Source organism: Duganella sp. Dugasp56, from assembly GCF_047304105.1.
GTDB lineage: Bacteria > Pseudomonadota > Gammaproteobacteria > Burkholderiales > Burkholderiaceae_D > Rugamonas > Rugamonas hordei.
On record NZ_JBGLYQ010000085.1, the window covers coordinates 1 to 12,020 of the forward strand.

Annotated in this window: 10 protein-coding genes and 1 tRNA gene; 4 read left to right on the plus strand and 7 right to left on the minus strand. The window is 60.8% G+C overall.

Annotated elements, in window-relative coordinates; all coding sequences use genetic code 11:
* Nucleotides 1-2: 2 nt before the first annotated feature.
* A tRNA-Val gene (locus ACCD07_RS31565) sits at nucleotides 3-76 on the minus strand.
* Nucleotides 77-227: 151 nt separating this feature from the next.
* On the opposite strand from ACCD07_RS31565, the gene ACCD07_RS31570 reads away from it, so the two are divergent.
* Together ACCD07_RS31570 and ACCD07_RS31575 are read left to right on the plus strand one after the other, a co-directional pair.
* Nucleotides 228-1,175 (plus strand): cation diffusion facilitator family transporter, encoded by a 948-nt coding sequence (locus ACCD07_RS31570; RefSeq protein ID WP_353404453.1) that lies wholly within the window; start codon nucleotides 228-230, stop codon nucleotides 1,173-1,175.
* Nucleotides 1,168-1,815: a CatA-like O-acetyltransferase gene (locus ACCD07_RS31575; RefSeq protein WP_413449616.1), complete on the plus strand. Its 648-nt coding sequence runs from the start codon at nucleotides 1,168-1,170 to the stop codon at nucleotides 1,813-1,815. The genes ACCD07_RS31570 and ACCD07_RS31575 overlap by 8 nt, the downstream gene beginning before the upstream one ends.
* 5 nt (nucleotides 1,816-1,820) lie before the next feature.
* On the opposite strand, the gene ACCD07_RS31580 is transcribed toward ACCD07_RS31575, so the two are convergent.
* Genes ACCD07_RS31580 through ACCD07_RS31590 form a run of 3 tightly spaced genes read right to left on the minus strand, consistent with a single transcriptional unit; the run spans nucleotide 1,821 to nucleotide 5,338 of the window.
* Complete coding sequence (locus ACCD07_RS31580; protein WP_413449617.1) at nucleotides 1,821-4,073, minus strand: RelA/SpoT family protein; 2,253 nt, start codon at nucleotides 4,071-4,073, stop codon at nucleotides 1,821-1,823.
* 7 nt (nucleotides 4,074-4,080) lie between these two features.
* Nucleotides 4,081-4,431, minus strand: a complete 351-nt coding sequence (locus ACCD07_RS31585; protein ID WP_353404451.1) for a RidA family protein — start codon at nucleotides 4,429-4,431, stop codon at nucleotides 4,081-4,083.
* A 28-nt stretch (nucleotides 4,432-4,459) separates the two neighbouring features.
* Nucleotides 4,460-5,338: an alpha/beta fold hydrolase gene (locus ACCD07_RS31590; protein ID WP_176651168.1), complete on the minus strand. Its 879-nt coding sequence runs from the start codon at nucleotides 5,336-5,338 to the stop codon at nucleotides 4,460-4,462.
* Between the two features lie 124 nt (nucleotides 5,339-5,462).
* On the opposite strand from ACCD07_RS31590, the gene ACCD07_RS31595 reads away from it, so the two are divergent.
* Together ACCD07_RS31595 and ACCD07_RS31600 are read left to right on the plus strand one after the other, a co-directional pair.
* Entirely contained in the window at nucleotides 5,463-6,257 is a 795-nt protein-coding gene (locus ACCD07_RS31595) for a 3-hydroxybutyrate dehydrogenase (protein ID WP_413449618.1), read from the plus strand.
* A 200-nt stretch (nucleotides 6,258-6,457) separates the two neighbouring features.
* Nucleotides 6,458-7,762, plus strand: a complete 1,305-nt coding sequence (locus tag ACCD07_RS31600; protein WP_176651170.1) for a dicarboxylate/amino acid:cation symporter — start codon at nucleotides 6,458-6,460, stop codon at nucleotides 7,760-7,762.
* A 99-nt stretch (nucleotides 7,763-7,861) separates the two neighbouring features.
* Here ACCD07_RS31600 and ACCD07_RS31605 read toward each other — a convergent pair whose 3' ends face one another.
* The 3 genes from ACCD07_RS31605 to ACCD07_RS31615 form a co-directional block, all read right to left on the minus strand.
* On the minus strand, nucleotides 7,862-8,842 hold the full coding sequence (locus tag ACCD07_RS31605) for a T6SS immunity protein Tli4 family protein (protein WP_413449619.1): 981 nt from the start codon (nucleotides 8,840-8,842) through the stop codon (nucleotides 7,862-7,864).
* The gene (locus tag ACCD07_RS31610; RefSeq protein WP_413449620.1) at nucleotides 8,839-10,557 is read right to left on the minus strand and encodes an esterase/lipase family protein; all 1,719 of its coding nucleotides are present in this window, start codon (nucleotides 10,555-10,557) and stop codon (nucleotides 8,839-8,841) included. The genes ACCD07_RS31605 and ACCD07_RS31610 overlap by 4 nt, the downstream gene beginning before the upstream one ends.
* 9 nt (nucleotides 10,558-10,566) lie before the next feature.
* Nucleotides 10,567-12,020 (minus strand): DUF2345 domain-containing protein (locus ACCD07_RS31615; RefSeq protein WP_413449621.1); only part of this gene is annotated, 1,454 nt, incomplete at its 5' end.

Here is a 12,020-nt window from a genome sequence, read left to right on the forward strand (position 1 = left end):
GGTGGGCGGTGCAGAATTCGAATCTGCGACCCCTTGGATGTCGACCAAGTATTCTAACCAGCTGAACTAACCGCCCGAAGACCAGCATTATAGAGAGCGTCCCGAAGAAAAACAAGGGCATTCATAGGAAACATTTACAGAATGCACTATGAAGTTACTGTGAGATGCCATACGCGGGTCATCCGCATCCATTAAACTACGGGTATTCCCACTCGAACAAGAAGCCCATGCAAGCCGAAACCCGCGCCAACACTGGCGTAGAACTGCCGCCCTCGCCTTCCGCCCACCTGCACGAGCACCGCGACGGCGACGCCAAGCACGTCCATTTTAACGAGCAGCGCAGCCAGTCGGTGCTGGCGTGGTCGCTGGCGCTGACGCTGGGATTTGCCGTGGTGGAGGTGGTGACCGGCTTCATGTCCAACTCGCTGGCGCTGATTTCCGACGCCGGCCACATGGTCACCGACGCCGCCGCGCTGGGCCTGGCCCTGCTGGCGCAACTGATCGCCAAGCGGCCGCCGTCGGCGCGCCACTCATTCGGCTTCGGCCGCGCCGAGGCGCTGGCGGCCTTCGTCAACAGCCTGGCACTGCTGTTGCTGGTGGGCTGGATTGTTTATGAAGCGGTGCACCGCTTCTCTCAGCCTCAGGAAGTGCAAGGCGGCACCGTGTTCGTGGTGGCCTTGATCGGGCTGCTCATCAACGTAGTGCTGGCCTACATTCTTTCGCGCGGAGACAGTAATATGAACACCCGTGCCGCGCTGGTCAACGTCATCGGCGACTTGCTGGGTTCGGTGGCCGCGCTGATCGCAGGCGCCGTCATCTATTACACCGGCTGGATGCAGATCGACCCGCTGCTGTCGCTGTTTGTCGCGCTGCTGATATTGAAATCCACCGTCGACGTGCTGCGCGAGTCATACCACTTCCTGATGGAGGGCGTGCCGGATCAGATCGATTACCTGAAGGTGGGCGCGGACCTGGAGCAAGTGGCAGGAGTTCGTTCGGTGCACGACCTGCACGTCTGGGACATGTCGCCGGGCCAGCCGGCCCTGATCGGCCACGTCGAAATCACCGACCTCGCGCGCTGGCCGGATATCCTGCATGCCATCAAAACCATGCTGCTGGAAAAGCATGGCATCGACCACATTACCCTACAAGCAGAAGTCACTCACGATGCATAATTTCGAAAAACGCCGCGACCGATACAATGCCTTTGCCTCATTTGAAAACCCGTTGGTCAACCTGAGTTTCGAACTGACCGTGCCGGACTTCCGGCCGTACTGCAAGGAACACAAGCTGGCGCCGTTCCACTTCTTCCTGTACTGCGTGCTGCATGCATTAAAGGGGATCGACAACTTCATGTACCGCATCCTGGATGGCGAGGTCATCAAGATCGACGATTTCATGGCCTCGTACACGGTGCTTAATCAGGACAAGAACCTGAACTTCGCGCGCTTCTCGATGTCGCCGGACTTGCAGGAATTCGTCGCCCGCAGCGTGGCGGCGAAAAAGATCGCCGAGGCCAGCGACATGCTGATCAACACTACCGAAGCACTGAGTCAGCTCGACATGAAGCGCAACATCCACATCACCTGCACGCCGTGGTTGAAACTGGTGGCGATCGAACATCCTATCTACCACCACAAGAGCTACGACATCCCATCGCTGGCGTGGGGACGCTTCAGCGATCCGCGCGCTGACGGCAAGCTGGAGACGAATATGTCGGTGCTGGCCCACCACGGCTTCGTCGACGGCTATCACGTGCATTTGCTGGCCGAAGCCATCGCCGCAAAAGTAGCGGAGGCCATGCAGCCGCGCTGAAGCAATCAGGCCCGGCGGGCCTCCTGCACGCCGGTCACTTCCGCGATGGCGTTCAGCGCTTTTTGCAGTTGCGCGGTGGCGCCGATTTCTGCCGTGAAGGTCATGCGCGCATAGCCCTTCGCGCTTTGCGTGTTGACGCCGATGACGTTGATCTTCTCGCGCGAGAAGATCTCGGAAATATCGCGCAGCAGCCCCTGGCGGTCGCCCGCCAGGATGAAGATGTCGACCGGGTAGACCGTGTCCGATACGGCCCGCCCCCACTCCGTCACGATCACCCGCTCCGGCGCCTTGGCGCGCATCTCGGCGAAGTTCTTGCACGTGGCGCGGTGGATCGACACGCCCTTGCCGCGCGTGACGAAACCGACGATGCCATCCGGCGGGGCCGGCTTGCAGCACTTGGCCAGCTGCGTCATCAGGCCGTCCGTGCCGACCACCAGCACGCCCGACTTGGCGCCCTGGTCCACGCTGGACGCCTTGCTCTTGCCCAGCACCACCGCGTCTTCCGGCTCAGTCGGTTCGCCCGTGTCGTGCAGCGCCTGCTCGACGTGGCGCAGGCTGAATTCATCCTTGCCCACCGACAGGAATAGATCGTCCACCTTGGCGAAGCCCAGCTTGTTGGCCAGCGCCTCCAGGTTGACCGCCGTCTTGCCTTCGCGCTGCAATGACTTTTCCACCATCGCACGGCCGTGCGACAGCGTTTCCTGCATGTCGATCGCATGGAACCAGGCGCGGATCTTGGAGCGCGTGCGCGTGGCCACCGTGTATTCGTCGCTGAGCCAGTCGCGCGACGGACCGGCCGTGCCGGGCGCGCCCTTGGCGGTGATGATCTCGCAGGTCTGGCCGTTTTTCAAAGGCGTGTTCAGTGGCACCATGACGCCGTCCACCCGCGCGCCCCGGCAGCGGTGACCGACGTCGCTGTGCAGGTGATAGGCAAAGTCCACCGGCGTAGCGCCGACCGGCAATTCGAGCACGCGCGCCTGAGGCGTCAGCACGAAGATGCGGTCGTCCAGCGCCGCGGCCTTGAGCTTTTCCACCCATTCGCGCTGCTGGTCTTCCTGCCCGACCACGGCGTCGGCGACGTCGGTCTTCCACGCCAGCAGCTGGCGCAGCCAGGCGATCTTCTCGTCGTACTTCTGGCCGGCGAAGTTGGAGCCGCCCTCCTCCTTGTAGCGCCAGTGCGCTGCCACGCCGTACTCGGCAAAGCTGTGCATTTCCTGCGTGCGGATCTGCACTTCCAGCGGCCGGCCGTCTTCCGCCGTCACCACCGTGTGCAGCGACTGGTAGCCGTTCGATTTCGGCCGCGAGATGTAGTCGTCGAATTCCTTCGGGATCGGCGTCCAGATGTTGTGCACCACGCCCAGCACCGTGTAGCAGGTCTTGACGTCGGCCACGATCACGCGGAAGGCGCGCACATCGTACAGGTCGGTGAAGTCCAGCTCCTTGCCCTTCATCTTGCTCCAGATGGAGTAGATGTGCTTGGGCCGGCCGAACACCTCGGCCTGGATGCCGGCCGAGGCCATCTCCGACTGCAGCCGCGCGATCGCGCTGGTGACGAAGCCTTCGCGCATCATGCGCTTTTCTTCCAGCATCTTGGCGATGCGCTTGTACGCCTCCGGCTCGATGAAGCGGAACGACAAGTCCTCCAGCTCCCACTTCAGCTGCCAGATCCCCAGCCGGTTGGCCAGCGGCGCGTACAGGTCCAGCGTCTCGCGGCCGTAGGCGCAGGTCATGTCGTTGAACAGCTTGATGTCGGCGAAGTAGCGCAGGGTCGTCACGCACGAGGCCAGCCGCACCAGCACCACGCGCATGTCGGAGGCCATCGCCAGCAGCATCTTGCGCAAGGTTTCTACCTGCGCCACCGCCTGCTGCGCGGCGTTGCGGCCGCGCGCGACGGCGCCTTGCGGGCCCTGCGTCTGCGTCAGCTCGCGCAGGCGGATCAGCTGGCGCACGCCGGCCACCAGGTCGCCGACCTCCTGGCCGAAGCGCGGCTCGATGATGGCCGCCTGCGCGGTGTCCAGCAAGGTCAGCTCGAACATCAGGCCGGCGATGCGGGTCTCGACGTCGGTGCGCATGAAGGCCAGCGTGCCGGCCACGCCGACCGAGAAGTCAAATGCCGACTGGCCGCCGGCGCTGGTCTTGTCGGCGTAGCTGGTGCTGGCGAAGTCCAGCGCCGCCAGCATGCGCGCGCTGTCGTCGGGCGACAATCCCTGGACCAGCTGCTCCGATGCGGCGCTTGTCAGTGCGGTGATGGAAACCATGATGCCCCTAGCGCTGCGCAGCGACGATAACGATCTCGACCAGCACGTCCGGATTGGCCAGCCTGGATTCCACCGTGGCGCGCGGCGGCGTGTGGCCGCTCGGCACCCAGATGTCCCACTCCTCGTTCATGCCTTCGAAGTCGGCCATGTCCTTGATGTAGATCTGGCAGCTGAGGATGCAGGTCTTGTCGCTACCCGATTCGGCCAGCAGGCGGTCGACATGGCCCAGCACTTCGCGGGTCTGCCCCTTGATGTCGGCGGACGTTTCCTCGGCGATCTGGCCCGCCAGATACACGGTGCCATTGTGAATTGCCACTTCGGACAAGCGTTTGCCTACATGCAGTCGTTTGATTTCCATACTTCTCTTCTTTACCGTTCTCTTATTGTTAGCCCAACAGGAATTTCCTGGCGATCGCGATCTGGTCCTCGTGGATGAAGGTCGGCGCATGGCCGACGTTCGGAATCTCCACCAGCGTGGCTTGCGGGCCGCGCCGCGTCATCTCGGCCGCCGTTTCCGGCGACAGCAGGTCGGAATCGGCGCCGCGCACCAGCAAGGTCGGGCACTTGATCGCATCGTAGGCCGCCCACAGCATCGCCTGGTCGGCATCGGCCGATTCCGGCGTCGCCGAACGGAACGGCGTGGCCAATCCCATATCGTAATGACGCACCCAATGACCGTCTTTGTCCTGGCGCAGGACATCGCTGCACAGTTTATGCCATTCCGCCTCGGTGTGCTGGCCGAAGGACAGCGACACGTCGCGGATGAATTTGGCGCCGTCCTCAAAGGTGTCGAAGCGCAGGTCCTGGCCGATGTAGTCGCCGATGCGCTGCATGGCGACCGGCGCCAGCACCGGGCCGATGTCGTTGAGCACCAGTTTGCGCACCGGATTGCCCGGCAGCGACGCCAGGCCGAGGCCGATCAGGCCGCCCATCGAGGTGCCGAACCAGTCGACGCTCTGCCTTTCGCCCTCTGGCAGCACGCGCGCCAGCAGGGTTACGATATCGCTGACATACTGCGGAATGCGGTACAGCTGCGGGTTTTTCAGCCAGTCGGAGCGGCCGCGGCCGACGATGTCCGGACAGATCACGCGGTAGTCGCCGGCCAGCGCGCGCGCCATGGCGTCGAAATCGTCGCCCACGCGCGTCACGCCGTGCACGCAGACCAGCACATTGGGATTGGCCGCGTCGCCCCATTCCTTGTACGACATGCGATGCAAACCGGCCAGCGACAGGCATTGAACAGACTTTATTTTCGCTTCGAACATGCGGCTTCCTTGATAGTTTTTATGTAATGATGTTCAGAATCACCATTTTACCGGGCGTTGCACTTAAAATCCTACCGAAGTGTAGCGCAGCCCCATTTTATTCTCCAACCCTGCAGAGGACTCCATGACAAACAAGACTTTGAGCGGCAAGACAGCGCTGGTAACCGGCTCGACTTCGGGCATCGGCCTGGGCATCGCACGTACGCTGGCGGCCGAAGGCGCCAACGTGCTGCTGAACGGCTTCGGCGACGCCGCCGAAATCGAACAGCTGCAACAGGATATGGCACGGGAATTCGGCGTCAAGGCCGGCTATCACAACGCCGACATGACCAAGCCGGCGGAAATCGAAGCCATGATCGCCTACGCCGGCGAGAAGTTCGGCGGCGTCGAGATCCTGGTCAACAACGCCGGCATCCAGCACGTGGCCAATGTCGAGGATTTCCCGGTCGAGAAATGGGATGCCATCATCGCCATCAACCTGACGTCGGCCTTCCACACGTCGCGCCTGGTGTTGCCGCGCATGCGCGCCAACAACTGGGGCCGCATCATCAACATCGCGTCCGCCCACGGCTTGGTGGCGTCGGCCGGCAAGTCGGCCTATGTGGCGGCCAAGCACGGCCTGGTCGGCCTGACCAAGACCAACGCGCTGGAAACGGCCACCACCGGCGTGACGGTCAACGCCATCTGCCCCGGCTTCGTGCTGACGCCGCTGGTGCAGAAACAGGTGGACGCGCGCGCCGAGAAGGATGGCATCAGCAATGAAGCCGCCAAAAAGGCGCTGCTGGCCGACAAGCAGCCGTCCGGTGAGTTCGTCACGCCGGAGGAACTGGGCGCGCTGGCGGTATTCCTGTGCTCCGACGCGGCCAAGCAGGTGCGCGGCGTGGCCTGGAATATGGACGGCGGCTGGGTAGCACAATAAGGAAGTCGCTAAAAACCGGCCCCAGCTTCGTTGTGGCACCTCGCCGTGCAGGCGCACTGCCTTCGGCGCCGCGCCTCGCTGAGCCCGGTTTGTAGCAACTTCCATAAGAGATATCACCGCGATGAATGCGGTTAACCACAATGGTGATGTCTCTTATTTTGACGGATGATGAACTCCTCACAAGAACGCGAGGAGATCCCGTGAAAAAGCCGTTTTATAAAATTCTATACGTACAGGTGCTGTTCGCCATCGCCTGCGGCATCCTGCTGGGTACTTTCTACCCATCCGATGCGGTCGCCATGAAACCGCTGGGCGATGGCTTCATCAAGCTGATCAAGATGATCATCGCGCCGGTGATTTTCTGTACCGTCGTCTCCGGCATCGCCGGCATGCAGGACATCAAGAAAATCGGCCGCGTCGGCGGCAAGGCCCTGCTGTACTTCGAGGTGATCTCCACCTTCGCGCTGGTGATCGGCCTGTTCGTCGCCAACATCGTGCGCCCGGGCGCCGGCTTCAACGCCGACCCGGCCACGCTCGACACCAAGGCCATCGCCGAGTTCACCGAGAAAGCCAAGCACCAGTCCACCATCGACTTCGTGATGAACATCATCCCGAACACCGTGGTCGACGCCTTCGCCAAGGGCGACATCCTGCAAGTGCTGCTGATCGCCATCCTGTTTGGCTTCTCGCTGTCGCTGCTGGGCGATCGCGGCAAGCCGGTCACCAAGCTCATCGACGAGCTGTCGTCCGCCATCTTCGGCGTGGTCGCCATCGTCATGAAAGTCGCTCCGCTGGGCGCGTTCGGCGCGATGGCCTTCACCATCGGCAAATACGGCATCGCCTCGCTCAAACCGCTGGCCACGCTGATGGGCTGCTTCTACCTGACCTGCGGCTTGTTCGTGGTGGTGGTGCTGGGCACCGTGGCGCGCCTGACCGGCTTCTCGATCTTCAAGTTCATCGGCTACATCAAGGAAGAACTGCTGATCGTGCTGGGCACCAGCTCGTCCGAAAGCGCGCTGCCTTCGCTGATGACCAAGCTGGAGCGCCTGGGCTGCTCCAAATCGGTGGTGGGCCTGGTGGTCCCGACCGGCTACTCGTTCAACCTGGACGGCACCAACATCTACATGACGATGGCCGCGCTGTTCGTGGCGCAGGCCACCAACACCGACCTGACCTTGACGCAGGAACTGACCATCCTAGGCGTCGCCATGCTGACCTCGAAGGGCGCGTCCGGCATCACCGGCGCCGGCTTCATCACGCTGGCGGCGACCCTGGCCGTGGTGCCGACCATCCCGGTGGCAGGCATGGCGCTGATCCTGGGCATCGACCGCTTCATGAGCGAATGCCGCGCGCTGACCAACTTCGTCGGCAACGGCGTGGCGTCAGTGGTGGTGTCGCACTGGGAAAAAGAACTGAATCACGACACGCTGCACAAGGAGCTGAACAATCCCGGCTCGACCGTGACCGATCCCGACCTGCAGCCGCTGACCCGCCACGCGCACTGATCGCACCCGCCTTCCTTCCGCTCCCCGCCCGGCTGTGCAGCCCGGCGGGTTTTTTTCATTCCACAACCTTGAATGTAAACTCTCCAGCTAAGAGCCGAGCTAGTGCGGATGCTGGCGTATAGTTCTTACGACGCTGTCCCACAGTAAAAGCGCTCCTTTCTCGTCGTGCGCGCTGCTGCCACTCACGTCCATTTCCAAATGAATCTTGGGTGCAGACAGAGAGGGAACTGGGCGCATGGTTTCCAGCGTCAGGCCAAGTTTTTTCTCGTCCTCGTCCTCGCCAAGCATAATTGACGCCCCCCACTCTTGTGCTCGCATTCCCGCCACTTCCAATTCCCCCTTGCGCAGCACCGACTCTTTCGCCTTGAACTTTCTCAAGAGGGAATTGGGACCGCCTACACGTTGCAGCAATGTTTCAGTATCGTCCCGTCTGAAGGTATCCACATCGATAGAAAACGAGATATCGGGCCTTAGAGCATTCTTGAAACGCAAACTCGCGGATTCCGCGCGATAGTTGCCACCAACCGCCACGCGGCTGAAACAAAACGCTTTCGAAGCAGCTGCGGGCTCACCTTGGTACGCGATATTTTTCATTAAAGAATATAGCAGCTCCTCCGCTTCATTCATTTGGTTTTTATAAGAATGAATGGTTGCAACTAAATATTGGTCACGTAAGAGCCAATGAATTTCGCTTTGATACGCATCATCGATCTCCCTGACCCGATATAACATACCTCCATCGGAGATTTCCCGCGCCAGTGTAAGCCGGTCTGTCTCTCCAGAACCGGCGGCGGCCAGTTCAGCATGACGCGCCTTGACCTGAGCAACAAACGCCGCCATGTCGGTAACCGGCGTGACACGTAGATCAATCTTGGCGCTTTCCACGGCACCCTGTATTGGCGTGAACATGGCGCTCGCGCCGGTTTTCAACGCATATCCGTCGGGCAGATCAACAAGATTCCGGCCGATACACTGTGTTTTCATGACTGGGTTCATTTTCGAATGGGCTAGGTCGTCGGTCTTTTTTCCATCACATCCTGCAGCAATCAATACCAGGACAGAACAAGCAAAAATTCTCATAGTTTGGCCATTGCGGCTATTTTGGTAATTGCATAGTGGGTCACACGCTGCGCAGTTGGATCTTTGAACGACGGCTCATGTGAGAATCCCTGCAGACGAAACTGCTGTTGAATATTAGGACCTCCATCGCGGCGTGGCGCCATACCAGAGCTGGCCGGCACGGTGCCGTCGCCATTTCCGTCCTGCATAGCAGATTGAATCTCCCAAAAACTGGTTTCGTAGCTGGTCACGCCACCACCACCTGGGCCATAAGTTGACTGCACCTTGGTTTCTCCCCCAACAAAAATCTCATTCCTCCCTTGTTCCCGCACCATCTGATGGGTATAGCTGGAGATCTCTTGCTCTGTTGGCCGCATCCCTTTTTCAGGCTGCAGTCCTTTGCGCATGCTCCACTTGATCGTTTCAAAACTGGCCTGCGGGCCGCCACTTGCGCCGTAATATACAAACGTATGCGGGTGATAGTGGCCGGAGATTTTGCTATGAAAATCCTTTGCACGTTTGACGTTCTTGCTGAACTCATTCCAATCGATCGGTGTTCCATTGGTCGGTGACAGCCATTCCTCGCGTACCAATCCCCACCAACGGTCCTTAACCAGATAAATTTCCTCATACGGATCGCCGGCAGGCAGATTGACTAGATTCTTGCCTTGAGCATCTGATACTGACAGCCAACGTGGACGATACCCATTTGCCGGCAGCAATTGCAGCGCGCCCGGCGCCTGAGCAAATACTGCAGTCACTTCTTGTCCCGTTGAGCCGATCACCAGAGCCGCGCCAAAATCCTCGTCGCGCATGCCCACTTTGCATCGTCGATACGCAACTGCAGCGCCTACTGCGGGCATGACACCATGTACGATGCCGGCGATCTTTTCCTGCATGCCGGGCAATTGCGAGCAAAAGCGAGCTACCAGCCCTCCCATAGAATGCGTCACCAAAATTACCTGCTGACATTTAAACGCTCCGCTATTGTTCTCCGCTATGATGGTTTCTATGCGAGCTTTGAGCCTTGCTCCCGCCACCTCATTGGACGCAAGCCAATTGTATCCACACGCATATACCGGGAACCTGCATTTTGCACGCTTTAGCAAATCGTCCGACATCACGGGCGCTGTCACATGACCTTCTTCTGCCATCCTGGGCAAACCGTTCATCTCCATGGCAATGCCGGGATACAGCTTGGGCTCAGGAGGACGTGCGCCTGGCGCAGGCGCGGCACTGACGGAGGTATAAAAGAAATCATCCCACTTGGCAGGGTTAAATCCTTGCCCATTCATTTTATCTTCAAGCCAGAGCAGAAATTCGTGATAACTGGTTTCGCCAACTTCGCCCCAACCGCGATCTTTATAGGTTTCACGCCGGCTCACCATGCCCGCCATTTTTTTTGGAACACTTCCATCGCTATAGACTTGGGTCCGCTGCGGATGGAGCACTTGTTGACGCGCGCCAGGCCCTTTGCTCGCCCAACGCCAAGCCAAACCAATAGGTTGCCCCTTTGTGCTATTGAGAAGCCAGACCGGCTCTCCGTCCTGATCTGCCAAATTGCTACCCATAATGCCAGGCACGAACACGACAGGCAAAGAGACCATGGGCGGCAAGGTCAATTTCACTGTGTCCAGCAAGCTAGTACCGGTTAGTTGCCAGTCAAAAGTAGGTTTGCCATTTGTGCCAGGCTGGGCTTGCTGAGCACGCTCTTTATCGGGTGGCACGTACGACATGATCAATCCTTATTTCAACATACCTAAAATCACGATCTGAATATTCTCCGGCCGGAATCCTTGCTGCAATGGGATTCGACCTTCGCCATCAGTGACGCCTTCAATACGCGCACCATCTTCTTTCATGATCGCATACCGCATGTTCTTGATGGGATCGCCTGATGGATCAAGCAATTGGAATTTTTCATCAAACGCCAGAGTCCCACGCGGCAAAACTGGCATCTCAGAGTTCATGCTCGCTGGGCCGGCAAACGCCTTCTTGCCAGCATGGATGGTCAATTTACCAGGGCATTGCACCGTGATATTGCCGCCGTCGATGGTGATATTCGCCCCGCCCGCCGTCGACAAGCTGATGCTCTTGGCCGCCGCCCAGTCCACCTCGGCATTGGCGCTGACGATGCTGATCTCGTCGCGCGCCTGCACTTTCAACTCGTCGGCCTGCGCCTGGATGTCGATGGCGTCCTGGGCCGCGATCAGTTGCAGGCCGAGGCCGCCCTCGCCCGCCTTGACCGCGCCGCCCAGCACGCCGATCGCCTGGCCGCTGTGCGCCCGCATCTGGCCACCGGTGACGAACTGGCTGTCGTTGCCGCTCATTAGCGTGATCGTCTCGCCGTTGGCCAACTGCACCGCCTGTCCTGCCGTGACGCCGATGCCGCTCTTGCCACTCACCGCGATGATCGGCGAACTGGCGTGCGGCAGCTGGTCATCGCCCGGCGCGGTTTTCTTGTCGCCGGCGTCGGCCCTGGCTGCATCAATACTGGCGTTGCCGACCATGCCGGACACGGCCGTCAGCATCGCCTTGAGCGGCGCGGCCTTGTCGTCCAGCGTGCTGGCATTGGCCTTGGCCGCGCCGACGTGGCCGGCCAGCGCCACCGTCTGATGCGTCCTGGCCGCCTCGCTGAACGTCTCGCCCAGCTTGACCGCCTGCTTGAGCAGCGCGATGCCGGCCGCGTTGTCGCCGGCCGGGTCGCGCACGTCGGCGCCGTGGTTGATCTTGTAGCTGCTGATCAGCAGGCCGGCGCCGCCGCGCACCGCACCATAGGCATCGGTGCGCAGTTCGGCGCCCTGCCCGCGCAGGCTGCCGCGATAGTTGTCGGCACTGTGGATCAGGTGGCCCAGCGATAATTCGCTGGCCGCGTGCGTGGAGCGCAGTTGCACCCGCCCCTGCACGTCGGTGTCGTCGAACAGCAGCTGGTTGTAGCCGGCCCCGCCGAACTCCTTGCTGCGCACGCCCCACTGCGCGCCCGGCGTCGGCGTCACACCGCCCTCGCCCTGGCCGTTGTACAGCGCGCCGACGATGATCGGGCGGTCGATATCGTTCTCGATGAACTGCACCAGCACTTCCTGTCCGATGCGTGGCAGGAACTGGCTGCCCATGCCGCCGCCGGCCGAGCGCTGCGCCACGCGCACCCAGCAGGTGGCGTCGGCATTGTCCTGCCAGTGGTAGCGGATGCGCACCCGCC